The organism is Lysobacter sp. KIS68-7 (assembly GCF_021284745.1).
Classification (GTDB): domain Bacteria; phylum Pseudomonadota; class Gammaproteobacteria; order Xanthomonadales; family Xanthomonadaceae; genus Noviluteimonas.
Genome location: NZ_CP089925.1, coordinates 2,636,588 through 2,663,019, shown reverse-complemented (window position 1 = coordinate 2,663,019; position 26,432 = coordinate 2,636,588). Strand labels below are relative to the sequence as shown.

The window sequence follows — 26,432 nt, the reverse complement described above, 5'->3', positions numbered from 1 at the left end:
CCGCGGCGGTGTTCCTGGCCCTCATTCGGCACCTATCGCGGCGTCTCGACGACGACAGGCGTTGAATGCGCCGTCGATGACACCGCGTCGAAGAGGAGCACGACATGAAAGCGCAAACGAAGCGCGTGGATGAGCACCGTCGCCGCCTGCTCGCTGGCGTGGCGATGAGCATGGCATTGCCGGTGTTCGGAACCGCCGTGGCCGCTCCCCGCGCGCAGGCGAAGGCGCCGGCGGCGGCAACCTCATCCGGGTCGTTGGCCCCGCTCAAGCAGGTGAAGGCGGGCGTGCTCGAGGTCGCGTACGCCGAGGCAGGACCTGCCGACGGCCCTGTGGTCGTGCTGCTGCATGGATGGCCTTACGACATCCATAGCTATGTCGATGTGGCGCCGCCGCTGGCCACTCGAGGGTACCGGGTGCTGGTTCCGTACCTGCGCGGGTACGGCGCCACGCGCTTCCTCTCGCCGGCCACGCCGCGCAACGGGCAACCTGCCGCGTTGGCGGAGGATGCAGTGGCCTTCATGGACGCGCTCGGCATCCGGCAGGCGATCTTCGGCGGCTTCGATTGGGGCGCGCGTACGGCCGGCATTGTGGCGGCGCTGCATCCGGAGCGCGTGAAGGGGCTTGTGTCCGTCAGCGGCTATCTGATCGGCAGCCAGCAGGCGGCGCAAACGCCTCTTCCGCCCGAAGCGGAGCTGCAGTGGTGGTACCAGTTCTACTTCGCGACCGACCGGGGCCGCGCCGGCTACGCCAAGTACACCCACGATTTCGCGAAGCTGATCTGGAAGCTGGCCTCGCCGAAGTGGGCGTTCGACGACGCGACGTTCGATCGCAGCGCGGCGGCCTTCGAGAACCCGGATCACGTCGCCGTCGTGGTGCACAACTATCGCTGGCGGCTCGGCCTGGCCGAAGGCGAGGCGAAGTACGACGCCGCGGAAAAGACGTTGGCCGAGGGACCGGCTATCACCGTTCCCACGATCACGCTCGAAGGCGACGCGAATGGCGCGCCGCATCCGAAGCCCGAGAGCTACGCCAAACGATTCACCGGCAAGTACGAACACCGCCTGATCACGGGCGGCATCGGGCACAACTTGCCGCAAGAAGCGCCGCAGGATTTTGTCGATGCGATTGTCGATGTAGACAGTTGGACTATGGGTCGGCCTTAGCAGCCCACCGGCTGTTCCAAGGCAGAACACACGCCTGCTTCCGGTCGAATGTCCGCTTTGGGTCGAAAGCGGTCACTCGGGGGGCGTGTCGCTAACCTACGTTCGGCCACTGGCTCGAATAGAGGCCTCAATGGACTCCAAGCTCTGCGCCAGGGCGGTCAAAAGCTGCAGCGATTGGTTGTAACTTGAAGCGTTGGGGTCGATTCCTGCCAGAGCGAATGCCGCTTCGATTTCGGAACCCGGCAAGTGCGCCGCACCCACACGAAGATCGTAGATGCCGGCCAGCGGCCCCATCATGGATCGGGCGCGTGCCGCACCTTCGTGAACGGCGAGCGCGCGTTCCAGCGACTTGAGCGAGCCAGTCCCCTTGAGTTGGGCGGTGGGAGGCGCGAATCGTTGCAGTGATTCAGCGTCGATGCGATCGGCCGTAAGGCGCGCAACGTCCTTGGCCAGTTCGAGCAGCGAGCTCCGGTCTACCCCACGGAAACGATGGAGCGAGGCGAGCAGCTGATTTTCGATCCCGTGCTGCCGAAAAATCGGGAACCCCCACGACTCGCGAGCGGCGGCGTCAATGCCGGTCAGCAAATCCGCGATGCGTTGCTCGGGAGCAGTGGTGTCGGCGACTCGCGCCTCGATATGCGACATCGCCAGCTCCGCGCTGAGGCGGCCGTCGGGGTAAAGATTTCGACCTGCCCAAAACCTGCGATGCCACTCGGACAGACGCGCGACGTCGCGCGCGTACACGTTGATGAGGCCAGCCTCGTTGATGCCGAAATGGATCGTGTAACCGGGCTCGCCTTCGAGGCCGCCCGTGTCATGCGTGTACCACTCCAGTCGACCCGCGCGTAGAGCGAGCAGGTCTCGCACGATGGCAGCGTCGAACCAGAGCCATAGGCCGATGTCTTCGTCATTGAGTTCGTCGGCGCCTCGACGGTCTCCGGCCGCGTTCACAATAAACGAGGTCGACGAAGGCACGTGATCGCCGCGCACGCACGGGCTCCGGGCCGCCGGCTCGATCCACTCACAACGCCACACCTCACCCGAAATCCGGTGTAGAACGGGGCCTGCTCGCGTAAAACGCCGGTGCGTGTGATCCGTGCCGTCATCTGTCTCCGGTCCCATAATTGGGACATCGGCCTCAACGTCGACGTCGGTGCGCCATGAATGGAAGACAGCCACAGTGGCGCCCTCTCGGTCGCCTCCAGGATGAATGCGGTCCACGCGGCCTGTGAATCGCCCATCTGCGAGCGCGTCGTTTTGTTGCCCCCCCGGCCATGTAATGTGGCCGGCGCTGGCCTCGATCGACACACGATCGCGATACGTCAATAGACGCAATGCGAGACCACGAGCGCACAGGTAATCGCACAAGAAGTCAGTTCGAATGAGTATCGCGGCGACACTTGCGTCGGCGCGTCGAACCCGCTTGGCGACCACCGCAAAGTTCTCGTCCGGCTGCACCCAAGCGTCGCCATCTTCGATCAGCCCGAGCGCCAGCACGAGGTCTTGGTTCAGATGCCAGACGTCGTCGCCAATCGGGTTGCGCTGGGCGAGCACAAGGTGGACGCCTGCATCGACGCCGTCGTCGAATTGAAAGGTGTCCACGGTCTTGTAGCTGCCGTCGGGGGAAGCGTACGCGCCGTGCGAATTGGCGAGGCCCGAATCGCCCCATTCCAACTCTTCTGCGGCGGCTCGAAAGTTCGAGGGCACGGCGATCGACAGTGCCCCGCTGAAGTCTTCGAGGTATCCAAGCTGGCCCACGTCGCCCTGCGCGCGGCTGAGCAACGCACGTAACGGAATCCACGTTTGGCCGGAGTGGGGGCGCCGACGCTCCGCCCGCATTTCGAACCAGTCTTGATCCATGTCGTTCCCCCGATGTCCGCCGACAATCTAATACGGACATCGGGGGCGTGTGCATCCCACCGCCCGTAGCCGGCGCGGCGGTTCGTGCCAACACCGCCGACTACAGCCGGGCAGGGTAGTAACGGGAGCTTGCCGACTTTGTCCCGTTCACCCCATTCGCTGCACCGACGGATAGCCCGCGCCAACGGCGCACGCCGCCAGTGCCCTTCGATTGCTTGAATCCCCGCTCGCCCAGACGCACGCCGAATTCGCGGTTCGAGCGCGCGTACTCTCCGACGTCCGAGCACCACTCGCTGTAGGCGCGATAGAGGTCGTGCGACGTGGCGGTCAGCCAGTCGGCAGTTTCGCAGCATTCGTCGATGAAAGCGCCGATTTGGTCGGACGAACTGCGGTACTCGTTCGTTGCGGCGGTTACGACTTCCGGGGTTTCGAAGCCGCCGTCGCGATACTTTCGCCACCCCTCGACCGCCCACGCGAGGATGCCGGGCAGTTCCGCCTTTAGCTTTTCCGGCAGAGCGGCATCGCGGCGTTCCGGCGGGATCTGCGCGTCGAACGGAATCAGCCGGAGGCGGCGCCAGATGCCGTTGTCCGTGCCTGCGACGTGGGGCTTGTAGTTGGTCTGCATCACGAACAGGTGCGTCGGGTCGAAGTGATAGAAGTCCTGGCGCATTCGGCGGGCTGCGATGCGGTCGCCGCCGGTCAATGCTTTGACCTGCTCTTCGTTCAGGCGACCGCCTTCGCCCGTTTCGCTCACCACGATCAAGCGTCGGCCTTGCAGGTCGGCCAGGCCGGTCGGATGTTCGTTGCCGTTCTTCGCGATCAACAGGCCGGGCGCGGCGGTGCTCGCGTATTCGCCCATCATCAGTTGCAGTGCCCCGAGGAGGGTGCTCTTTCCGTTTGCACCGTTGCCGTGCAGGATCGGCAGCAGGTGCTCGCCTTGGCGACCCGACAGCGCGTAGCCGAAGAGTCGTTGCAGGTAGTCCGCAAGCGCGTCGTTGCCGCACATGGTCTCGGCGATGAACTGACGCCAGGTCGGCGCGAGGGCCCCGGGATCGTAATCGGTGCCCGTTACGCGCGTGAGCCGGTCGGCTTGGCGATGTTCGCGATGCACCATCGTGTCGAGTTCCAGCACTCCGGACGGCAAGCCGAGCAGCATCGCATTGGCGTCCAGTTCCTCCGCTTTGCACGCAAGTTTCGCCTGCGCCATCTTCATGGCGTTCTCGATGCCCTGCGCGGATTCAGTTCGGGATGCCCAGCGGAAGAGGTTGTCCATCTGTCGCTGGCGAGCGCCGCGCGTGACATCGTCCGACGCGCTTGCCACCCAATGCGCCATGTCCGCGGCTTCGCTCGCGATGACTGCGCCGAGCCCATGGGCGATGTTGCGTGCCCCGAGATCATCGTGCCGCCAGGGTCCGCGCCCCTCCTTCCACACGTGCCAACCAATACCCTCGACGTACAAGAGGCGATCGCCGTAGAGGTTGGTCAGACGATACGCATTCGCGAGGTCCGTGCACGGGTCGTTTGCTCCGGCCCACGAGACCGGCGCATAACGGGCGGCGTTCGACGCGATCCGCTCGATCTCGCCGTCATCCATCTCCCCCTCGACGGGCACCGACTTGAGATGCATCTCAATTTCGTGGACGCCAGCGCCGACGCGGCGAAGGCGCGAACCCTCGCGAAAGAGTGCGTCGTTGCGGCTGCCCAAGGGCAGGATGCCCTCGCTCGGGGTGCGGGCTTGATCACGTTTCGACTTCGGACGGCGCGCGATTTCGATCAGCCACTCGGGGGCCGTCGCAAGCGTATGGTAATTCGACCAGGCGTAGTCGCGACCGATGACGGCGGGCGAGGGGGCGATCACGTAGCCGTTGTCGCCGCGAACGTCCAAGCCGACGCCGACGCTGCTCGCACTGTTGGGCAAGCCCATTCCGCCGACGAAGTACAGGTGGCGGCCACCGGAAGGCGTGCAGACCGTCAGCGTGTTAGGCAGGTGGTCGTGCTGCGCGACCAGGTCGAAGAGGGCAGCTTCTCCGTCCTTCCCGTTCTTCATGTCGACGTCGAGGACGACGAGACCGTGCACGCAACCAGTGGCAATGCCGATACCTGCGCCCGGCGTTTCGGTCCACCACGAAGCCACCTGTTGCACATCAGTCGTTGCATGCTTCTGCCACTCCGGCAGTCGGGGCGCGCGCATGTTCTTTTCGTCGCCGGTGACACGCAGCGGGTGTACGCGGAATCCGAGGCTCGCGTAGTAGAGCGCCACATCCATCGGCGTCCCAAGAAGCGCCATCTTCGCTGCGGCCGGGGCATCCGGCAGGGGGTTCGAACTCTCGGCCGACATTAGCGGTGCGCCTCAGCGTCGTTGGAGGCGAGGCGTTCGACAAGGTCTCGGATCTCCGCGACGTTCCAGAGCGTCGACTTCCCCTGTTTGATCGGCTTCGGGAAGCGACCGCTCTTCACGCCGCGCCACCACGCTGTCGCCGAGAGCGGGATGATGGGCGCGATGCCGCTGCATGCGCGTTGGCGGCCCTTGCCGGAAGCGCGATTTGCATCGGCCTTCTCCTGCGTGACCTCGCAGCGGCCGATGATCTGGGAGAGGCGGACGAAGCCGTATTCGGGAAGCGATTGCATGACGTACCTGTGTGTGTTTCGACGTGCGAAACAGAACACACGCATCTCGAATCGGGAACCCGACAGAATGTCGGCGAACAGAATCAAGGAGTTACGCGAAACACGTCCTCGCGACACCCGACACGCTGTAGGGAGCGCCAAAAAAAATGCGCAAGAATGTCGGGTGTAACGTCAGCTCGCTCGTCGAAGCGGGATAACGTTCGGCTCGATGGTGCGAACCCGGTCGAGCCAGTCGGCGTATGCCTGCATCATGCGGCGTCGATCGGGAAGCCATTGCGCCTTGTTGTAGGCCCCGCGCACGCCTTCGTTCCAATGCGCGAGCTGAAGCTCGATCCAGTCCCGGTTCCAACCCTGCGAATTGAGCGTCGTACTCGCCAAATGACGAACGCCGTGAGCGGTCGTCGGGATGCGCATGTAGTCCCGCAGCGCGCGGATGAACGTATTCCGCGCCATCGGCTTGTCAGAGTCACGGGCGTTCGGGAACAAGTGGCGGGCATGGCCCGTCAATTCCTTCAAGTTGCGAAGCAACAGAACGGCCTGCGTACTCAACGGCACGACATGGGGTCGGCCGCGCTTCATTCGTTCGCCGGGGATGCTCCAGGACGGCGCGGCCTGTCCATCGGCGTCGATTGCATCCAGGTCGAATTCCGGCCATGTGGCTTCGCGCAACTCGCTCGGCCGTACGAAGGTCAGCACGAGCAGCATCAACGCGATCTTCGTTTCCAGGTTTCCGTTGTAGCCCTCGATGCGCTCGATGAGCATGCGAACGTCGGCCGTTGCTTCAAGATGTCGGTACGACTTCTTCGCCCCGCGCTCGCGCTTCGGCGCTTGGACCTCTCTGGCTACGTTGTAGGGGGCCAGCTTCTTTGCGACGGCGTGCTTGAGAACCCCGCGGACCAACAGCAGCACGTGGCCTGCGACGACCTTGCCCCGTTCAGCGACGCTATCGACGAGGCATTGCACGTCGTCGATTGCGACGTCAGCCACCGGCAGGCGACCGAGAGCGGGGAGGATGTCTCGCTCGAAGAGGCGGTCGTATTGCGCCCGCACTGCGGACGTCCACGTTTGGCGCTTGCGCCAGTCGTCGGCGAGTGCAGTGAAGCGCGCCGCGTCGTGCGCTGCCGCAGCGGCCATCCGGCGACGCTTGTCCTGCACCGGGTCGACACCGTCTGCGATTTGCCCACGGATCGCGGTGGCGCGTTCACGGGCCCTCTTAAGCGTCACCGTCGGGTATCGGCCCAGGGAGAACGAGCGTTCGGCGCCGTGGATTCGGTAGCGAAGGACGAACGACTTCGTACCCGACGGGAACACATAGACGAACAAGCCGTCTCGATCGTGGTACTTCGTGAAACGCGCCCCCGCGCGGCACTTCAACGCTTGAATCGCAGTGTCGGAAAGCGGCATGGTGTGTCCCCTGTTTCACCCCGATTGTCACCCCTATTTGCGGGTTGATGCAATGGAGCGGTGGGACACGTGTAGCGTCGAAAAACGCTGTAAAAATAGGGTTGCGCGAAGGCTCAGGACACCTGCAGACGCACGTGGAAACAGAAATGGGCGTGGGTGTCGATCTTGAGCATCCGTACAGATTACCGGACGCCGGTCGATTCGGCCTGCCCAGCGGCCGCCCTCAGGCTCTGCTGGCGAGAAGCGCCCCCGCAAACAGCACGATCGCGCCGACCTGGATCGCCGTCGCGATCACCGACACACCCAACGCGCGCCAGAACGTCGTGCCCAGGATGGCCGACAACAACAGCCCGCCGACGCCGGCGCCCACCACGAAGGCGAGCACGTCACTGAATCCGAACAGCTTCACCGCGCCCGACAGACAGGCCAGCATGATCACGCCGAACAGCGCCGACCCGAAGCCGGTGTTGTTCGCACCGACCATGCGCGCACCGATCATGACGGGCACGACCGCGACCAGCGCGAAGACCAACAGCACCGCGAGCAATCCCAGCATTCCCGTCTCTCCCCCTGGCCGCGTCACGCGGCCCCCGGGGCGCAGGTTACCCGAGCGCGGTGTTCCGATAAAAAGCTGGCCCGCCTCCCTTCAGGTAGAGGCGGGCCAGGCGTCGTCACCGGTCGACGATCCACCATCGACCACGTGCCTCCCCGCACGTGGGCGATGCCTTGGGGCTTGTTGTTGTTATCAGGGCGACATCGACACGGCGTCCCACGCCGCGGTGACAGCGTTCTGTTCCGCCGAACCCGCACCGAACAGATCGCCGGCCGCGTTCACGGTGGCCACGCGCGCGGCGGCGTAGTTGGTGCTCGAGGTGAAGTACGTCGTCAGCGCGCGGTACCAGATCTGCATGGCCTTGTCGCGGCCGATGCCGACCAGGCCGACGTTGCCGTTGCACACCAGGTTGCTCGGGCCCAGGTTGGCCGGCGTGCCGGCTTCGTAACCGGCCGGCACCACGGCGCCTTCGGCGAGCAGGTAGAAGAAGTGGTTCGCCACGCCCGAGTTGTAGTGCGGATCCATCATCGTGAAGTTCTGGTACGTGATCCCGTTCGACGGCGTGGTCGCGCTCGGGAGGCAGTCCGGCGAGGTCTTGTCGGGGCCGAGGCGCGGCTTGAACATCGCGCGGATGTAGTTGTTCCAGGCCGGGGTGATGAAGATCTCGTCGCCGATCAGGTAGTTCGGCGGCTGGTTCGGGTTGTTGGCGAAGAACTCGACCATCGTGCCCATGATGTCGGACGTGGCTTCGTTCAGGCCGCCGGATTCGCCGCTGTAGACGAGGTTGGCGGTGGCTGCGGTCACGCCGTGGCTGACTTCGTGGCCGATGATGTCGATCGACACGAGCGGGCGCACCGTGGTGCCGTTGCCGTCGCCGAAGGACATGCAGAAGCAGCCATTGTTCCAGAACGCATTGACGTAGTTGACCGAGTAGTGGACGGCGCCGTACGCGCCCACGCCGTCGTTGCGGATGCCGTTGCGGCCGAAGGCGGTCTTGTAGAAGTCCCAGGTCTTCGCGAAGCCGTAGGCGGCATCGACGGCCGCGCTCACGCGGTCGTTGGTCGCGCCGTTGCCCCACTTGTTGTCGGCGTCGACGATCAGCGTGCCCGCGCCGCGGTAGCCGTTGCCGATATCGTTGATGTGCGTGTTGCCGCGCGTGGTATCCGTCAGCTCGTAGATGTGGCGCGTGGCATTGAACTGCGTGTTCAGCGTGACGTTGCCCGCGAACAGCGAGTTGCCCGGGCCGATGGCCGGCGTGGTGACCGGCGTGGTCGGCGGCGTGCCCGTCTGCGCACCGGTGCCCGGCAGCGTGCCGGTTTCGATGTCGTCGAACTTCTCGAGGATCGCGCCGTTGGCGGCGTCGACGTAGTAGTGCATGCGCGTGGGCGTGCCGTCGGCCTTCGTGCCGGTGTACAGCACTTCATAGGCGAGCTTCGGCTTGGCGGTGCGCGCGTAGACGACCAGGCCGGACTTCGGCACCGTGTCGAACTTGGTGCCGAACTGCACGCCGGCGGCGGTGATGGCGGACTGCGCCGTGATGGTCGGCGTAACCGACAGGTTGAGCGGCGCGGCCTGCGTCACGCTGGTGCGCTTGAGCACACCGGCCTTCGAATGCACCACCAGGTCGCCGCCGACGACCGGCAGGCCCTGGTAGGTGCGGTCCATGCGCACGTGCTCGGTGCCGTCGCGATCGACGATGACGCCGCGCACCTGGAAATTGTCATAAGCCGACAGGCGCGTGGCCGCCGGATTCGAACGGATCACGCCAAGGGCGCGGGTGGCGGGAGTAGCGGTGTCGGCCGCGGCGGCGTGGCCGGCGGCAGACATGAAAATGGCCACGGACAGGGCCTTGGCAAGCGGCGACATGGTTTCCCCTAGGTAAAGATTTCGGACGACGCGAAGGACGCGACCGGGCAAGACTCGGGCTAGTCGACCGGCGGCCGGTACCCCCCACGTCGGGGGGTGCGTGGGGCAGGGTGGGGTGGTGAACTGCGGACTACCCCCGGTAGTCCGTCATGCAACAGCAACCCGATCTCCAGGCCGTGTGGCAGCAGGCCGTCGAACACTTCCGCGAGCAGCGCTACCCCGAGGCCGAGGCCTTGTGCGTGCAGCTGATCCAGGCCGCCCCGCACGCGCCGCTGGCCTACGCGATGTTGTCCAGGACCTGCCATCTGGCGGGACTGACCCGCGAGGCCACGCTCAATGCGTTCTCGGCCAGCCAGCGCGCCGACAACGCGTCGGCGGGGGACATCCTCGAGATCGTCCAGGGCCTGCTGGAAGTGGGTGAGCACCATCTCGCGCACGCCACGCTCGGTCTCATCGACCACGAACACCCGGCGAACGCCGGTGTGCTGCTCGAACTCGCGCGCCTGTACAGCAATCTGGAGGACCAGCCGAGCGCCCTGCGCTGCGTCGAACTGGCGCGCGCCAACGGTGCCGACGATGCGTTCACCGCACACGTCCTGGGCATCGTGCGGAGCTTCACCGGCCCGATCGATGCGGCGGTGGCGGCTTGCGAGGAAAGCGTCGCCAAGGCCCCGAACTTCGGCCACGCCCATTGGTCCTGTGCGCAGTTCGGCAGGAAAGAAGGCGGGCGGGAGCGCGTCGCGCGCATGCGTGCAGCGCTCGCGCACCCCGAGCTTGGCCACGACGACACGACGTTCCTGCACTTCGCGTTGTTCAAGGAACTCGACACGCTCGGCGACACCGAAGCGGCGTGGGAAGCGCTGATGGACGGTGCCCGTGCGCGGCGCAGCGTCACGCACCACGATGTCGCGCAGGAAACGGCCGCCTATGACGCGCTGATCGCGTCGACGCCGGCGGGCTTCCTCGATGGCTGCGGGGAAGTGCTGGGGGGCGCGACGCCGATCTTCGTCGTCGGCATGCCGCGCACCGGCACCACGCTGCTGGAGCGCATCCTCGGCAACCATCCGCAGATCAGGACCTGCGGCGAGCTCAACGATTTCCGCCAGCAGATGCAGTGGGTGAACAACCATCGGCTGTCGCTGACGCTGGAGCCGTGGATCGGCGAATACGTGGCGCGCCTGGATCCGGCGCTGCTCGGTCGTCGCTACCTGGCGAAGTCCGCGTGGCGCGCCGAGGGTGCGGCGTTCTTCGTCGACAAGCATCCGATGAATTTCCAGTGGTGCGGTGCGATCCTCAAGGCGCTGCCGCACGCGAAGATCATCCACCTGCGCCGGCATCCGATGGACAGTTGCTTCTCGAACCTGAAGGAGCTGTTCGCGCACAAGTACTATCCGTACAGCTATGCGCTGGATGAGTTGGCGGTGCATTACCGTAATTACGCGCGCTTGATGCGGCATTGGCATGCGATCGCGCCGGGGCGCATCCTCGATGTGCGTTACGAGGACCTGGTGTCGCAGGCGGATGTGGAGGCGCGTCGCGTGCAGGCCTATCTGGGGTTGCCTGAGGTCGAGGGTGTCACGGACATCCTGGCGAACAAGTCGGTGACGACGACGGCCAGCACGCTGCAGCTGCGGCAGCCGATCCATACGCGCAACGTGGGTGGGTGGAAGCGCTATGCGGCCGGGATGGCGCCGGTGGAGGCGTTGCTGGCGGATCTGGTCGCCGAGTACGAAGGTGTCTTGCTCGCCGAAGCTTCGGCGGCCTGACCGCCAAGAGCCTCGGCTCCGGAGGGGCGGACCGCCACGCCCTCGGTTATCGCGCCCGTCGGAGCGCCTACAAGCCGCATCCATGCAAACGGAGCTCCGCCCGGGTGGCCATCCATGGCCGCCCTGCAGTCGCGACAACCGAGGGCGTGTCGGTCCTTCACCGCGATCGGGGCGTGCGCTGCGTTAGTCGGTGTGGCTCCGGAGTTCTGCGTTGCGTTCGCGCATCCCTACTGGACGGGAGCGCACGACGTCAGGCGGATACGTCCTGAAGCGGACTGGCAATGTCCGCAGCTCCGGCGAGTGCGCCAAAAACGGGTCGCGAGCGCGTTCGAGTGCGTTTCGGACGCACTCGGAGACGTCGGCGACGCGTTCGATTGGGTTCCGGACGCACTCAAGTGCGTTGGCGAAGCGTTCGATTGGGTTCCGGACGCACTCAAGTGGGTTGGCGAAGCGTTCGATTGGGTTCCGGACGCACTCGATTGCGTCGGCGACCCGTTCGATTGGGTTCCGGACGCACTCGGAGACGTCGGCGACGCGTTCGATTGGGTTCCGGACCCACTCGGAGACGTCCGCGACGCGTTCGAGTGCGTCGCGAGCCATTTGCAGGCCCGGGAGACCCGATTGATGAGCTTGGGCCCCAGATTGGGTGACCGCTTTCGACCCAAAGCAGACATTCGCTCAACTTGTTTGAAATCCCGCTGGACGGAAGCCAAGCCTTGGGACTTGCTGAGTTGAAACGGCAGCCGCGAGCAGTAGAAGTACCTACTCCGGGACCGAATTTCCACGCTTGAGCGGCGGGTGGCGCAGATCCGATTCTGAGGGTTCAGCAACACTCAGGATGAGGTGACACCGTGGCAACCAAGACAAAGAAGCCGAACATCCTGGTGATGTGGGGCGACGACATCGGCCAGGCGAACTTGAGTTGCTTCACCCGGGGCATGATGGGGTATCGCACACCCAACATCGACCGCATCGCGAAGGAAGGGATGCTCTTCACCGACGCATACGCGGAGCAGAGCTGCACCGCCGGGCGCGCATCCTTCCTTACGGGCCAGTGCGGCCTGCGTACGGGCATGACCAAGGTGGGTCTCCCCGGCGCGGGACTCGGGCTGCAACCTGAAGACATCACCGTCGCCGAGGCGCTCAAGGGGCTGGGCTACCGGACCGGTCAATTCGGCAAAAATCATTTGGGCGACCGCGACGAACACTTGCCGACCATGCACGGGTTCGACGAGTTCTTCGGCAACCTCTATCACCTCAACGCCGAAGAAGAGCCGGAGCACGAGGACTACCCGAACGAAAAGGACTTCCCGGACTTCAAGAAGAAGTACGGCCCCCGTGGCGTGCTGCATTGCTGGGCCGACGGCAAGGGCGGGCAGAAGATCGAAAACACCGGCCCGCTGACCAAGAAGCGGATGGAAACCTGCGATACGGAGTTCATGGAAGCGGCCATGAAGTTCATCAAGGCCGCGCACGAGGCCGGCGAGCCGTTCTTCGTATGGTTCAACACGACGCACATGCATGCATTCACGCATGTGCATCCGGATTGGAAAGGCAAGGCGGGTCGCTGGCAGTCGGAGTACCACGACACGATGCTTTACCACGACGACTGCATCGGCAAGATGCTCGACTTGTTGGACGAGCTCGGGATCGCGGACGACACGTTCGTGCAGTACAGCACCGACAACGGGCCACACATGAACACCTGGCCGGATGGCGGCTACACGCCGTTCCGCAATGAGAAGAACTCGAGCTGGGAGGGCGCGTACCGCATTCCGTGCCTGGTCCGCTATCCCGGCAAGATTCCGGCCGGATCGGAGTCGAACGAAATCGTCAGCCATCTCGACTGGTTCCCGACGATCTGCGCGATTGCCGGCGAACCGGACATCAAGGAAAAGCTGGTGAAGGGCCACAAGGTGGGAAACAAGACCTTCAAGGTCCACCTCGACGGCTTCAACCTGCTGCCCTATCTGACAGGCAAGGAAAAGACGAGCCCGCGCAAGGGGTTCATTTATTTCACCGACGAAGGCGACGTTGCGGCGATCCGTTACGACAACTGGAAGATGCTGTTCCTGGAGCAGACGACTCCGGGCACCCTCAGGGTCTGGCAGACGCCATTCGTCCCGTTGCGCTTGCCCTACACATTCAACTTGCGGACGGACCCCTACGAACGCGCGGAGATCACCTCGAACACGTACTGGGATTGGTTCTTCCGTCGCGCCTACATGCTCGTGCCTGCGCAGGCGATGGTGGGAGAGTTCATCGCGACGTTCAAGGACTTCCCCCCACGGCAGAAGGCGGCCAGCTTCAACCTCGACCAGGTACTTGCGAAGATGGAAGAGGCTGCGTCGGGCAGCGCGTAAGACGCCGCGCGCAACCGACCGCTAACACGCAAAAGCCCGCATCGCGGGCTTTTTGCTGCTTCATGACTGTTAGGTTGCTTGGTCGCAAAAGGCCGCTATTGCCCGAGAAAGCAGACACTCGACCGACTTCGGCGGGTTCCGCGCGCGCTTGAGTGACCGCTTTCGACCCAAAACGGACACTTGGTTCGACCTGGTGGGTGCCCTAAGTTTCTCGTGCCGCTGCGCGAAGCGCAGCCAGCGCGATCCCGCGATCCTCAAGCACTTTGGTGGCTTCGGCGTCCGACGCTACGCGCATATGGATCGAGCGGCACCTGTCGACACCGGCGCGGGTGAGCGCAAGAACGCCGTCCTCCGAACGGTCCACCATCCCTGCATCGACGAGACGCTCAAGCAGGGATTCCGCCCGCATGTCCAAAGTCGCCCCCTGATCGATGCGCACGAGGCATTCCAGCAGGTCGAGTTCCTGCGGGTCGATGGGCTGGATGTCGATGGAGAAGCGTTTGCGCGACACGACGGAATCCGACCGCATAAGGCAGAAGCCAATTGCAGCACTAACCTGCGGGGGGTTCAACCTTCTCCCCTTTCGCGGTGACGGCAGGCCTGAATCCTTTAGGAAACCATCGGCTCAGCAATTTGTATGGGGTGCCTGTCCGATTCTGGCCAAAAGCGGACACTCGCCTTTCGAGATACTCGCAAGTCTTCTTAAGTGGCCGATCTCAGGATTTCGGCATTAGCGCCTCCACCGCCTGATCGATGGTGAAGCTCGCCGACTTCGCGCGGGGCGGGAATTCCTTGAAGCTGGATAGCCACTCCATCAGGACCGGTGGCGCCGAGTACAGCAGCCAGTTGTTCTCGACGAACCATTGGTCGTAGCTGAAGCTCTCCTCACCGCGCTCGAAAGGATCGGCGCGCAGATCGAAGAACTTGGGAACGCGCATCTGCGAGAGCGGTTCGCGCCACACGTCTAGGCCTGTGGAGCGTTGTTCCGAGAACACCACTTTGAAGCGCCCGAGCCGTATCGCCATGCAGTCGCCGTCGTCGCTCCAGTAAATGAAGCCCTTGCGGGGGCTCTCCTTCTCCTTCCCGGACAGGAACGGGATGAGGTTGTAGCCGTCGAGGTGCACCTTGTAGGTCTTGTCGCCGATTTTGTAGCCCTTCTTCACTTTTTCGACGAGATCCGCTTCGCCGTTGGCCGCGGCGAACGTTGGAATGAAATCCTGCAGCGAGCAGATCTCGTTGATCAGGCGACCGGGCTGGATCACGCCGGGCCATCGCATGACGCATGGAATGCGCCAGCCACCTTCCCAGTTCGTGTCCTTTTCGCCACGGAACGGCGTGCAGCCGCCGTCGGGCCAGGTCATGACTTCCGCGCCGTTATCGGTGGTGAACACGACGATGGTGTTATCGGCGACGCCGAGATCGTCGAGTTTCTTCAGCAACTGGCCCACGTAGCCGTCGAGCTCGACCATGCCGTCGGGATACAGGCCCAAGCCCGTCTTGCCCTTCGACGCCGGCTTGAGGTGCGTGAAGATGTGCATGCGCGTGGAGTTGAAGTAGCAGAACCACGGCACGCCTTCCTTGTGTTTCCGATCGATGAAATCGAGCGCGCCGGCGAGGAACTCTTCGTCCACCGTTTCCATACGCTCCTTCGGCAAGGGGCCGGTGTTTTCGATTGTCTGCTTGCCGACCTTGCCAAAGTGCTTGTCTTCGGTCGCGTCGTCCTTGTCGCTCGCCTTGCACTTGAGCACACCGCGCGGACCGAACTTCTCACGGAACGCCGGATCCTTCGGGTAGTTCTCGTAGTAGGGCTCCTCCTCCGCGTTAAGGTGGTAGAGGTTGCCGAAGAACTCGTCGAACCCGTGCACCGTGGGCAAGTGCTCGTTGCGGTCGCCGAGGTGGTTCTTGCCGAACTGGCCGGTCGCGTAACCGAAGCCCTTCAGGAACTGGCCGATGGTCGGATCCTCGAAGCTCAGGCCGAGCGTCGCGCCAGGCATGCCGACTTTGGTCAGGCCTGTGCGGATGGGTGATTGCCCGGTAATAAAAGCTGCGCGGCCGGCGGTGCAGCTTTGTTGTCCATAGAAGTCGGTAAACCGCGCGCCTTCCTTCGCGATGCGGTCGATGTTGGGCGTTTCGTACGCCATGACGCCGCCGTGGTAGCAGCTCGGGTTAAACCAGCCGATGTCATCGGCCATGATGAACAGGATGTTCGGAGGGGACTTCTTGGCAGCCATGGAGGGGCTCCGCGCGAGGGTGAGCCACGTTAGCTCGCGCCGGGCATGGCCGAATCCGAAAAATCGCTGCCCCACCGGCCAGTAATTTTTCGATTTGGCACACACCGTCGTACCGCGCGGTTGCTTTCCTCAAGCTGGGCAGTTGCAGCGCAGTTACCATTGGGTCGAAAGCGGTCACTCAATTCCGCAAGCCCAATCAGGACCGCTTTCTGTGCGGCACGTCATTGAAGACAATCGCGGAATGGGCCATAAGGCACGCGGGGACAGACGCGTTTTTTGAGGGGGCGGAGTGCTTTACGTAGGCTGCCGCGTACGAATCCTGTTCGTACGCAATCAAGTGTTCCAGGACCTCGTAGGAAGCACGGGGACGATCGTGGGCCGGGCCATGCCGGCCGATCCATTCGGACCCGAGGACCAGGGGGATTGGCTGGTGTCCTGCGACTTGTACGGCGGCACCCAGTGCCCTCTGTACACCTACGCATGGGATGCCGGGAACTGGCGGGTGCTGAAGGTGTATCCGCACTTCTGCCCGAAGAGCGAGCAGTTGCAGGCCATCATCGACTTCGACCCGTCCTCCGAGGCGTTGCCGGAACCGGAGGGGCTGACGCACGCGTGACGTGCGGTGCCGGCCGCCGCGTGTCCGCTATCGGCCAAAAGTGGACGCAACAGTGGCCCAGTGCTCGAACGTGTCGCGTTTAATCAAGCAGCGGCAAATTTCGGTGGGGATGGACTGACCTCGCAATCGGGGTTTTTCAATACGTCTCAGGGCTTCCCTTGAACGGGTCTTGGCCGTAGTGCTCCTGCATGTAGCGCCGTGCACTCTCCTCGCAGTCATATCCACCGAATATCTCGCGCCATCGCTTTAGTTCGCCAAACTTGTTGGTGTGGACGGGGCCTTCAGCGTCAACCCGGAAGCGTGCCCATTTGCCGTTGACCAAGCGCAGATGGCCCTCCAAAGACCAACCGGGTTTGGCGTCAGGCAACGCAATGCCGCTTGTGGTCCATGTCGACTCCGCCTTAGATGGAGAGTCACTGTCGCACACCGAACGTCCGCTTTGGGTCGAAAGCGGTCACCCCGTTCGCCCGGTTTGGCTGCACCATCAGGCGAACGCAGCACCCCGGCAAATCGCGGTGAAGGACCGGCACGCCCTCGGTTGTCGCGACTGAAGCCCCGCCACGGATGGCGAGGCGGGCGGGTGTCCGGTGGCAGGGATGCGGCTTGTAGGCCACCCGACAGGCGCGATAACCGAGGGCGTGGCGGTCCGACCCTCCGGAGCCGAGGCTCTTCGCTCTTCAATCACCACAGAAACAGAAACGCCGTGCCGGAACCCCGACACGGCGTCGCTGCGCGGCACTGTCCCCCCGGATAGGGCCGCAATGCTGTTACTTACAGATCGATACCGAAGCCGATACCCGCCGACGAATCGTCGCTGCTGAACGCACCGCCGATGCTGAAGGAAGCCGACTCACCGATCTGCTTCGAATAACCGACCGACAACGCACCCTCACCGTTCTGGAAACCAGCGCCGACACCCAGGCGACCACGATCGCTGCGCGCATTCGCCGCATTGATCGCCATGTTCATCATGGCCGCGTTCATCGCGCCTTCCTGATCGATGCGCTGATCCTGGTGGTGCAAACGCTGGCCAACGTCATCGGCCAACTGCGTGAATGCATCGTTGGACGCCTTCAAACGGCTGTCGGTGTAAGCGTTGGCCGTGTTCAACGTCTGCGCCGACGACGCATCGGTGTACGCATTTGCCGTCGCCACGCCCGCATTGACCTGGCCCACGTTCGCCGCATCCGTCGGCGCCGTACCGGCGGCGACGTTGGTGACGCGACGCTGGTTGCCGGCGCTGCCGACCGAGACCGTGTTCGCCTGGTTGGCGACCGAGCCCTGGCCGATCGCAACCGCACCATTCGCCGTGACGCTCGCACCCTGGCCGATCGCAGTACCGGAGGCCGAGGTCACGCTGGCATTCGCACCGACCGCGACCGAATCCGTCGCCACCGCCGCGATGCTCGCGCCGCTGCCGATCGCCGTGCCGCTGTCGGCGCCGACGTTCGCATTCGCGCCGAACGCGGTGTCGGTGGTGTCGGTGGCATTGCTGCCCGAACCGAGCGCCAGGCCGCTGCCCGTGCCGACCGGCAGGCCGAGGCCCGGGGTCGATTCCAGCGAGGTCACGCGCGTGGTGAGGTCGCTGATGTAGCCGTCCATCGCGGTGAACGCATCGCCCACGTTGTAGTAGCTGCTGCCCTGCACGCCGAAGGTCGGCATCGCGAGCAGGCCGTTGTAGTCGATCGACGCGCCGCCGCCGAGCGCGGCCGCGACGGTGTCGAGCTGCGCGGCGCTGCTGGCGCCCGCGGCGACCAGCGCGTTGTTGAGCTGGCCGACGTTGACCGCGTCGGTGTCCTGCGTACCGGCGGCGACGTTGACGATCTGGCGTTCATTGCCGACGGAGCCGACGGAGATCGTGTTGTCCTGGTCGGCCACCGAGTACGAACCCAGCGCGACGCTGTTGTTGCCCATCGCGGTGCTGTACGCACCGAGCGCGGCGCTGTAGTCGCCGACGGACGCCGACGTGTCGCCGAGCGCGACGCTCGACACACCACCGGCAACGGCGAGCGGACCCACGGCCGTGCTGAAATCGGCGACTGCCATGCTGTACGCACCGTTGGCAACGCTCGCTTCGCCGCGCGCCTGCGCATACGCACCGTCGGCCGTGCTCATCTTGCCCAGGCCCGTGGCGTAGGCGCCGGTGGCGCTGGCGAAATCGCCGGCCGCCCAAGCGTACGCGCCCGTGGCGTTGCTGAACTGGCCGAACGCGTTGGAGTACGTACCGATCGCAGTGCTGGCGAAGCTGTAGGCGTTCGCGAACGCGCCGACGCCCGTGGCGTAATCGTCGGCTGCGGTGGACAGCAGACCGATGGCAACGCCGTTCTTGCCCGCGCCCCACGAGTAGGAGCCGATCGCAACGGACTCGTCGCCGATGCCGGCGGCGCTGTAGCCGATGGCCGTCGCGTCCCAACCGTTGGCGAACGCTTCGTTGCCGATCGCCATCGAGTACGCGCCCGTGGTGTAGGCGCCCGTGCCGATGGAGATGGCGTACTTCGCCAGCGATCGGGCATACGAACCGATGGCGAGGGAGTTCTGCTGCAGGGCATGCGAGTCGTTGCCGTACGCGATCGAGTACTTGCCGGCGGCTTCCGCACCCCAGGCGCCGACGGCGGTCGAGAGGATGCCGGTCGCCTTCGTGTTGGCACCGACGGCGAGACCGTACGCGCCGCTTGCATTGGCTTGCTTGCCGATCGCCGTGCTCCAGATGCCGGCCGCGGAGGAGCGGGCGCCGACGGCGGTGGCGTAGGCGCCGGCCGCATTGGCGCGATCGCCGACGGCCACGGTGTTCTGGCCGGAGGCGGTCGACGAACGGCCGAGGGCCGTGGACGCCGAGCCGCTCGCGGTGGCGCGATTGCCGAACGCCGAGCTGCTGCTGCCGGTGGCGTTGGTGTACGCACCGATCGCATTGCTGTAGGAACCCTGCGCGTTGGCGAGGTAACCGAAGGCGTTGGTGTAGATGCCGACGCCCTTTGCGCCGTTGCCGATCGCGTTGCTGTTGTTGCCCGTGGCCGCGGCGTTGTTGCCGATGGCCACCGCGTTCAGGCCGCTGGCGGTGGCATTGTTGCCGACGCCCACGGTGTTGGCATTGGTGGCCTTCGCGTTGACGCCGAAGGCGGAGCTGTTCGCGCCGCTGGCGGTGGCGAGGTTGCCGACGGCGGTGGCGAACGCACCGGTCGCGGTCGCGCCGACGCACTGGGTCTGGCCCGGCGTGGCGGTGGCGCAGTCCTGCGCCATCGCGATCGTGGGTGCCAGGCCCATGGCCATCAGCAAGGAGGCGGTGAGGTGCGCGCGGTTGAGGGTCTTGTTGCGCGCATGACGACGAGCGGTTTTCACGAAAAAATTTCCCCTGGAATGGTCGGTTCGGCGGCGGCCGATGAGCGTTGGGCCTGACGCGCCAACCGGCCGACTTTGCGCAGAACCCGGAGTGCCGACTCCCCCCCGCGTTGGGGGGTGCGCCGCGGACGGCAAAAGTCCCCAATGGCGCCATCCCCCGTAATCCGGATTCCACGTGCGTTCCCTGCTGCTTTCCCTTTCCCTCGCCGTCGCCACGGTGACCGCGGGTAGCGCCTTTGCGCAGCCGCCTGCCGCTTCTCCCGCCGCCAGTACCGCAAGCGTTTCGCCTGCCGCGGCCGAGGCCGCGAAAGTCGTCGACGGCTTCATGTCCGCGCTCGTGAATGGGCAGTTCGATACGGCGCGCCAATTGATGACGCCCGAAGCGGTGGTGATGTCGAACGGGCAGGTGCTCGGCCTGCGCGATGTCTATATCGACGGTGCGGCCAGGGGCGATTCCACCGCGCTGCGCAGCGTCCAGCGCGAACTCGTGCGCCGCGACGTCCGCGGCAGCAACGATGTGGCCTGGATCCTGAGCGAAAAACGCCTCCGCCCCATGGCCGCTACCGCAAACGGGCCTTCCGAAACCGTGATCGAAACCATGGTCCTGGCCCGTACGGCCAGCGGCTGGAAGATCACGCACATCCATTGGTCGGGCCGGCACGGCTGACTTCGCCGGGCGCCGCGTGCGCCCCCATGACCGATTCCGATGGGCGTCCGCGTCGATTCGGACGAGATGAACGTGTCCGAATTCGTCCTCAAAGCCACGCCGCCCCGCATGCCGCGCGCCGTCCTCGAGCGCGCGCACCTGCGTGATGCCTGGCGCAGCCATCACGACCGCACCGTCTTCACGGCGACGGCGCCGGCCGGTTTCGGCAAGACCACGCTGCTGCTGCAATGGCGGCGCTGGTGGCTCGACAGTGGCGCGATCGTGGCGTGGTTCAACGCGGGCGAGTCCGACCATCCCGCGCGCTTCGCGCTGGCGCTCGGCCACGCCTTCCGCGTGGGCGGGGTGCTCGACGAACTGCCGGACGAGGGCTCGGCCAGCACATCGGATGCCTACGCCGCGCTGACTTCGCTGCTCGCCGCCATCGCCGAACGCGGCACGCCGGTGGGGCTGGTGATCGACGAAGCCGAGCGCCTGCCCGAAGGCAGCGTGCGCGGCGCGCTGCAATACCTGTTGCTCAACGCGCCGGCGAACCTGCACATCGCCATCGGCACGCGCATCGCGTTGCCCTTGCTGCTGTCGGAACTCGCGGCGAAAGGCCAGTGCGGCACGCTCGCCACCGAAGACCTGCGGCTGCGGCTGGAGGAATCGATTGCGATCCTGGCCTCTGTGCTGGGCGATCGCATTTCGCTGGACGACCGCGCGCACTTGCACGACGCCACCGAAGGCTGGCCCATCGGCCTGCAACTGGCGATTTCGGCCATCGAACGCGAACCCGACGCGGCGCGCGCCGCGCGCGGGCTGTCGGCGCGCCACGGCAAGCTGCAGGAATACTTCGTCACCTCCCTGTTGTCGCGCCTGCCGCCGGATGTCGCCGATTTCCTCGTGCGTGCCTGCATCCTCGAGCACTTCGATTCCGACCTGTTCCAGACCGTGACCGGCTGCCGCCAACCGCGCGCGGTCCTCGAACGCCTGGTGCGCGAAACGCCGCTGATGACCACCGGCGAGCACACGCAATGGATGCGGCTGCATCCGCTCGCGCGCGACTTCCTGCTCAGCCGCTTCGAAGCGCTGTCGGCACGCGAGCGCTCGGGGCTGCACCTGCGCGCCTCGCGCTGGTACGCCGAGCGCGAACGCTTCCACGAAGCGGCCACGCATGCGCTCGCCGCCGGCGAAGAAACGCTTGCGCAGTCCTACGCTGCGCGCTCGTTGTGGGCGCTGGCCACGGCAGGCAAGGTCGCCGAAGCACGCGAATGGCTGGATCGCCTGCCTGCGCAGATGCTCGACGGCGATACGGACCTGCGCCTGGTCGCCGCTTCGGTGCTGGCGCTCGGCGATCGCAACGCCGAAGCCATCGTCATCGCGCGCGATGTCCTCCACGAGCGCGACACCACGCCGCAATCGCGGGCGATCGCGCTGCGCATCGGCGCGGGCTCTTCGATCTTCGCCGATCGCCTGGGCCTGTTGCCGAAGCTGCTGGAGCAGTGGCCCGGTCCCACGGAGGCAGGCGGCGGGCCGCTCTATGTCCTGGCCGCCCTCAGCACGCGCGCGATGCTCGCGCTGCACCACGGCGAAACGGGGCAGGTGCGTGCGCTCGTCGCGCAGCAGACGCCCTTCGGCGATGCCGGCAACCTGCGCCTGGCGGCCGCGTTCGGTCGCATGATCGGCGCACTCAGCCATCTGTGGGACGGACATCCCGCGCGCGCGGAAGCCTCTCTGCTGCCCGCGCTGCTGCACGCCGAGCGGGACAACCGCCGCGGCATGATCGCGAGCCTGCATGCGTCGATCGTGGCGCGTGCACGTTACGAACGCGGCGACATCGCACAAGCGCAGGCGCTGCTCGCCAATCGCCTCGACGTGATCGAGCGCTGCGGTTTTCCCGACAATCTGTTGTCGGCCTATCGCACGCTCGCGTCGGCCTCGCTCGCCCAAGGCGACGAGAACGCCGCGCTCGCGATCCTGCAAAGCCTCGATGCGCTCGGTGCGCGGCGCGACCTGCCGCGCCTGCGCGCGATCGCGCTCGCCGACCAGGTGCGCGTGCATGCCGCGCGCGCGCGCCGGGAAACCGTGGTGCGCCTGCTCGATGCGATCGATGGCCTCGCACCGGCCTTCGACCATGCGGACCTGCGTCCGCTGCGTGCCGAATACCGCCTGGCCACCGCCATCGCCCGCGCCCACGCCGCACTCGCGGACGATCGCCTCGACGCCGCCGAACTCCACCTGGCCGACGCCGATGCCATCGCCGAAGCGCTCAACTGCGGCAACGACATCCAGCGCGTGAAGGTGCTGCGTGGTGTCGCGGCCTGGAAGCGGGGCGACGAACGCACGGCGATGTCCTTGCTGCACGAGGCGCAGGATCTCGCCTCGATCGCCGGCCACGTGCGCCTGGCGGCCGACGCCCATCCGCTCGCCGCGCAGCTGCTCGCCGATGCACAGCGCAACGCGCGTCCCGAGCCGGCAGCGTCCGTGCGCAGTCCGCAGTCACGCATCGCGATGCTCACCTCGAAGGAGGCCGAAGTCCTCGACCTGCTGGGGAAGGGCCTGCCGAACAAAGCCATTGCACGCGCGCTCGACGTGAGCGGCGAGACCGTGAAGTGGCACCTGAAGAACCTGTTCGCGAAGCTCTCCGCCGGGTCGCGCCGACACGCGGTGGAGCGGGCCCGCATGCTCGGACTCGTGGCCTGAGGAGGCGCCGTCCATCGCCTCGGGATTGACAGCGGTTTTATTTCCTATCATTGATATAGGAAATGCTCACCAACAAGGCCAGGTACGGACTCCGGGCGATGTGCGCGCTGGCGGCGGCGCGTGGGCAGTGGTTGCAGGCGAGGGCGATCGCCACGCAGGCAGACGTGCCGCCGAAGTTCCTCGAAGCCATCCTGGTCGATCTGCGCCGCGCCGGTTTCGTGCAAAGCGCACGCGGCAAGGCCGGTGGCCATGCACTCGCCAAGCCGGCCGACCAGATCCTCGTCGGCGATCTGATCCGCGCCATCGACGGTCCGTTGGCCCCCGTGCGATGCGCGAGCGTCACCGCGTACGCGCCGTGCGCCGACTGCATCGATCCCGAGCGCTGCGCGGTGCGCGGCCTCATGCGCGAAGCGCGCGAAGCGCTCGCCTCCGTGCTGGATACCTGCACGTTGCAGGCATTGCAGGACCGGACACAGTCCCCCCAAGGCCCCGGAGTTTCCGCATGACCGTCGCCTCGCCATCACGTCCAGCGAACATCCCGCAGACGAGCCTGCCCGACCGTGCGCCTGCTGGAAGGAATCCGATGCTCCGTTCGCTCCCGTTGTCGCTCGCGTTCTGCGCGACGCTCGCCGTCGGCATGCTGGCCGGTGTCGCTTCGGCGAAGACACCGCCGCTGCTCAACGTGTCCTACGACCCCACGCGCGAGTTGTACGAAGACGTCAACGCCGCGTTCATCGCGCAATGGCGGCAGCAGACGGGGGAAACCCTGGAGATCCGCAGCTCGCACGGTGGCTCCGGCAAGCAGGCGCGCGCGGTGATCGATGGCCTCGGCGCCGACGTGGTGACGCTCGCGTTGTCGGCCGACATCGACCAGATCGCGAACAAGGCGAAGCTGCTGCCGGCGAACTGGCAGACACGCCTGCCGCACAACAGCGCGCCGTATACGTCGACCATCGTGTTCCTGGTGCGCAAGGGCAATCCGAAGCGGATCAAGGACTGGAACGACCTGGTGCGCCCGGGCGTCGCGGTGATCACGCCGAATCCGAAGACCTCCGGCGGCGCGCGCTGGAATTACCTCGCCGCCTGGACATGGGCCTCGCGCCAGTACCGCGACGGCAACAAGGTGCTCGGCTACATGAAGCAGCTGTTCGCCAACGTGCCCGTGCTCGACACGGGTGCGCGCGGTGCGACGACCACCTTCGTCGAACGCGGCATCGGCGACGTGCTGATTGCGTGGGAGAACGAAGCGCTGCTGGCGCAGGCCGATCCGCAGTCGCGCGGCAAGTTCGAAATCGTCGTGCCGTCGATCAGCATCAAGGCCGAGCCCCCGGTGGCGTGGGTCGACAAGAACGTCGATGCGCACGGCACGCGCAAGCAGGCCGAAGCCTATCTGCGCTTCCTGTATTCGCCGCAGGGCCAGCAGATCGTCGCCAAACATCACTTCCGGCCGTCCGAACCGGCGCAGGTGCCGGCGGCGCTGCTTGCGCAGTTTCCGAAGGTGCCGATGGTGACGATTGACAGCGCGTTCGGCGGCTGGGCGAAGGCGCAGAAGACGCACTTCGAAGACGGCGGCTTCTTCGATCGCATCTATCGACCGGGGGGTTGATGTCGACGATCGCGACCGACCTGCGGCGGCGGATGCGCAATCCGCTGCCCGGTTTCGGGCTGAGCCTCGGGCTGGGGATGGCCTGGCTCGGGCTCATCGTGCTGTTGCCGCTCGCCGCGCTGGTCGTGCGCTCGGCGGGGCTCGGGACGGCAGGGTGGCTGCACGTGTTGCACGATCCGCGCGTGCGGGCGTCGCTGGCGTTGAGTTTCGGCGCGTCTTCGATTGCGGCGGTGATCGCATCGATCGCAGGCGCGTTGGTCGCGTGGGTGATCGTGCGCTATCGATTCCCCGGGCGGCGGCTGATGGACGCGCTGGTCGACCTGCCGTTTGCATTGCCCACGGCCGTGGCGGGCATCGCGCTGACGGCGATCTATGCGCAGAACGGTTGGGTGGGGCGCGTGTTCGAGCCCTTCGGCGTGAAAATCGCCTATGCCACGCCGGGCATCGTGATCGCGCTGATCTTCGTCGGACTTCCGTTCGCGGTGCGCACGCTACAACCGGTGCTCGAAACGCTGGGGCGCGACCAGGAAGAAGCGGCGATGTCGCTCGGCGCCAGCCGCTTCACGACCTTCCGCCGCGTCGTGCTGCCGGAACTCGCACCTGCGCTGCTCACCAGTTTTTCATTGGCGTTCGCGCGTGCGGTGGGCGAATACGGTTCGGTGATCTTCATCGCCGGCAACCTGCCGTTCAAGACGGAGATCGCGCCGCTGCTGATCATCATCCGCCTGGAGGAGTACGACTACGACGGCGCGGTGGCGATCGCGGCGCTGTTGCTCGCCACGTCGTTCCTCTGCCTGCTGGCGATCAACACCTTGATCCCGCGTCTGTTCGCCAGGAAGCGCCGTGATGCGTGATCCCTTGCAAGCGCCGCGCTGGGTGCACTGGACCTTGATCGCACTCGCGATGCTGGTCGTCGCCTTCCTGCTCGTCATGCCGCTGGCGATGGTGCTGGGCGCCGCGTTTCGCGAAGGCGTGGGCGTGTGGTTCGCCGCGCTGGTGGAGCCGGATGCACGCGCCGCGCTCAGGCTGACGCTGGTGACGGCAGCCATCGTGATTCCCTTGAACGCGTTCTTCGGGATGGCGACGGCGTGGGCGGTCACGCGCTTCGAGTTCCGCGGCAAGCAGGTGTTGCTGGCGCTGATCGATCTGCCGTTCGCGGTGTCGCCGGTGGTGGCGGGCCTGTGCCTGGTGTTGCTGTTCGGGCGGGAAGGGTGGTTCGCCGATCTGCTGGCGCGCTACAACGTGCAGGTGCTGTTCGCGCCGCCCGCGATCGTGTTGGCGACCTTGTTCATCACCTTTCCCTTCGTCGCGCGCGAGCTGATCCCGTTGATGGAACAGCAGGGCGCGGAAGAGGAGCTGGCCGCGCGTTCGCTGGGCGCGGGCGCCTGGCATGTGTTCCGCCGCGTCACGCTGCCCAACATCAAGTGGGCGCTGTTGTACGGCGTATTGCTGTGCGGCGCGCGCGCGATGGGCGAGTTCGGTGCGGTGTCGGTGGTGTCGGGCCACATCCGCGGCCTGACCAACACGCTGCCGCTGCACATCGAGATCCTCTACAACGAATTCCATGCGACCGCGGCGTTCGCGGTGGCCTCGCTGCTGGCCGCGCTTGCGCTGGTCACGCTGGTCGTGCGCTTCTGGCTGGAGGCGCGGCATGGCGATGCGCTCGCACGCGCCCACCGGAGACACTGAGC

20 protein-coding genes are annotated in these 26,432 nt (G+C 65.7%); 10 read left to right on the top strand and 10 right to left on the bottom strand.

The window, feature by feature from the left end; translation table 11 throughout:
* Positions 1 to 104: 104 nt before the first annotated feature.
* A complete protein-coding gene (locus tag LVB87_RS12965; protein WP_232898372.1) occupies positions 105 to 1,163 on the top strand; it encodes an alpha/beta hydrolase in 1,059 nt (352 codons plus the stop codon).
* 96 nt (positions 1,164 to 1,259) lie between these two features.
* Here the strand turns inward: LVB87_RS12965 and LVB87_RS12960 are convergent, their stop codons facing one another.
* From LVB87_RS12960 to LVB87_RS12935, 6 genes are all read right to left on the bottom strand, one after another.
* The gene (locus LVB87_RS12960; protein WP_232898371.1) at positions 1,260 to 3,023 is read right to left on the bottom strand and encodes a hypothetical protein; all 1,764 of its coding nucleotides are present in this window, start codon (positions 3,021 to 3,023) and stop codon (positions 1,260 to 1,262) included.
* A 100-nt stretch (positions 3,024 to 3,123) separates the two neighbouring features.
* Positions 3,124 to 5,361: a phage/plasmid primase, P4 family gene (locus LVB87_RS12955; RefSeq protein ID WP_232898370.1), complete on the bottom strand. Its 2,238-nt coding sequence runs from the start codon at positions 5,359 to 5,361 to the stop codon at positions 3,124 to 3,126.
* On the bottom strand, positions 5,361 to 5,738 hold the full coding sequence (locus tag LVB87_RS12950) for a hypothetical protein (RefSeq protein ID WP_232898369.1): 378 nt from the start codon (positions 5,736 to 5,738) through the stop codon (positions 5,361 to 5,363). Before LVB87_RS12950 ends, LVB87_RS12955 begins: the two co-directional genes overlap by 1 nt.
* A gap of 84 nt (positions 5,739 to 5,822) precedes the next feature.
* Positions 5,823 to 7,055, bottom strand: coding sequence for a site-specific integrase (locus LVB87_RS12945; RefSeq protein WP_232898368.1), 1,233 nt, complete (start codon positions 7,053 to 7,055; stop codon positions 5,823 to 5,825).
* 223 nt (positions 7,056 to 7,278) lie between these two features.
* Entirely contained in the window at positions 7,279 to 7,611 is a 333-nt protein-coding gene (locus LVB87_RS12940) for a hypothetical protein (protein WP_232898367.1), read from the bottom strand.
* Between the two features lie 189 nt (positions 7,612 to 7,800).
* Positions 7,801 to 9,474 (bottom strand): M4 family metallopeptidase, encoded by a 1,674-nt coding sequence (locus LVB87_RS12935; protein WP_232898366.1) that lies wholly within the window; start codon positions 9,472 to 9,474, stop codon positions 7,801 to 7,803.
* 149 nt (positions 9,475 to 9,623) lie between these two features.
* On the opposite strand from LVB87_RS12935, the gene LVB87_RS12930 reads away from it, so the two are divergent.
* Positions 9,624 to 11,240 carry a sulfotransferase gene (locus LVB87_RS12930; protein ID WP_232898365.1) on the top strand — a complete coding sequence of 539 codons (1,617 nt, stop codon included), beginning with the start codon at positions 9,624 to 9,626 and terminating at the stop codon, positions 11,238 to 11,240.
* Positions 11,241 to 11,423: 183 nt separating this feature from the next.
* Here LVB87_RS12930 and LVB87_RS12925 read toward each other — a convergent pair whose 3' ends face one another.
* On the bottom strand, positions 11,424 to 11,840 hold the full coding sequence (locus LVB87_RS12925) for a hypothetical protein (protein ID WP_232898364.1): 417 nt from the start codon (positions 11,838 to 11,840) through the stop codon (positions 11,424 to 11,426).
* A 251-nt stretch (positions 11,841 to 12,091) separates the two neighbouring features.
* On the opposite strand from LVB87_RS12925, the gene LVB87_RS12920 reads away from it, so the two are divergent.
* The gene (locus LVB87_RS12920) at positions 12,092 to 13,603 is read left to right on the top strand and encodes an arylsulfatase (RefSeq protein ID WP_232898363.1); all 1,512 of its coding nucleotides are present in this window, start codon (positions 12,092 to 12,094) and stop codon (positions 13,601 to 13,603) included.
* A 202-nt stretch (positions 13,604 to 13,805) separates the two neighbouring features.
* Here LVB87_RS12920 and LVB87_RS12915 read toward each other — a convergent pair whose 3' ends face one another.
* Together LVB87_RS12915 and LVB87_RS12910 are read right to left on the bottom strand one after the other, a co-directional pair.
* On the bottom strand, positions 13,806 to 14,114 hold the full coding sequence (locus LVB87_RS12915) for a hypothetical protein (protein WP_232898362.1): 309 nt from the start codon (positions 14,112 to 14,114) through the stop codon (positions 13,806 to 13,808).
* Positions 14,115 to 14,319: 205 nt separating this feature from the next.
* Positions 14,320 to 15,834 carry an arylsulfatase gene (locus LVB87_RS12910; RefSeq protein ID WP_232898361.1) on the bottom strand — a complete coding sequence of 505 codons (1,515 nt, stop codon included), beginning with the start codon at positions 15,832 to 15,834 and terminating at the stop codon, positions 14,320 to 14,322.
* Positions 15,835 to 16,219: 385 nt separating this feature from the next.
* On the opposite strand from LVB87_RS12910, the gene LVB87_RS12905 reads away from it, so the two are divergent.
* Complete coding sequence (locus tag LVB87_RS12905; protein ID WP_232898360.1) at positions 16,220 to 16,450, top strand: hypothetical protein; 231 nt, start codon at positions 16,220 to 16,222, stop codon at positions 16,448 to 16,450.
* Between the two features lie 771 nt (positions 16,451 to 17,221).
* Here LVB87_RS12905 and LVB87_RS12900 read toward each other — a convergent pair.
* On the bottom strand, positions 17,222 to 19,786 hold the full coding sequence (locus LVB87_RS12900) for an adhesin (RefSeq protein WP_232898359.1): 2,565 nt from the start codon (positions 19,784 to 19,786) through the stop codon (positions 17,222 to 17,224).
* 175 nt (positions 19,787 to 19,961) lie between these two features.
* Between LVB87_RS12900 and LVB87_RS12895 the strand changes: the two genes are divergently transcribed.
* From LVB87_RS12895 to cysW, 6 genes are all read left to right on the top strand, one after another.
* The gene (locus LVB87_RS12895) at positions 19,962 to 20,453 is read left to right on the top strand and encodes a nuclear transport factor 2 family protein (protein ID WP_232898358.1); all 492 of its coding nucleotides are present in this window, start codon (positions 19,962 to 19,964) and stop codon (positions 20,451 to 20,453) included.
* A gap of 39 nt (positions 20,454 to 20,492) precedes the next feature.
* Entirely contained in the window at positions 20,493 to 23,135 is a 2,643-nt protein-coding gene (locus LVB87_RS12890) for a LuxR C-terminal-related transcriptional regulator (RefSeq protein ID WP_232898357.1), read from the top strand.
* 62 nt (positions 23,136 to 23,197) lie between these two features.
* A complete protein-coding gene (locus LVB87_RS12885; RefSeq protein ID WP_232898356.1) occupies positions 23,198 to 23,641 on the top strand; it encodes an Rrf2 family transcriptional regulator in 444 nt (147 codons plus the stop codon).
* Between the two features lie 77 nt (positions 23,642 to 23,718).
* Positions 23,719 to 24,741, top strand: coding sequence for a sulfate ABC transporter substrate-binding protein (locus LVB87_RS12880; protein ID WP_305067740.1), 1,023 nt, complete (start codon positions 23,719 to 23,721; stop codon positions 24,739 to 24,741).
* A complete protein-coding gene (cysT, locus tag LVB87_RS12875) occupies positions 24,741 to 25,595 on the top strand; it encodes a sulfate ABC transporter permease subunit CysT (RefSeq protein ID WP_232898355.1) in 855 nt (284 codons plus the stop codon). Before LVB87_RS12880 ends, cysT begins: the two co-directional genes overlap by 1 nt.
* Positions 25,588 to 26,430, top strand: a complete 843-nt coding sequence (gene cysW / locus LVB87_RS12870; RefSeq protein WP_232898354.1) for a sulfate ABC transporter permease subunit CysW — start codon at positions 25,588 to 25,590, stop codon at positions 26,428 to 26,430. Before cysT ends, cysW begins: the two co-directional genes overlap by 8 nt.
* Positions 26,431 to 26,432 lie beyond the last annotated feature (2 nt).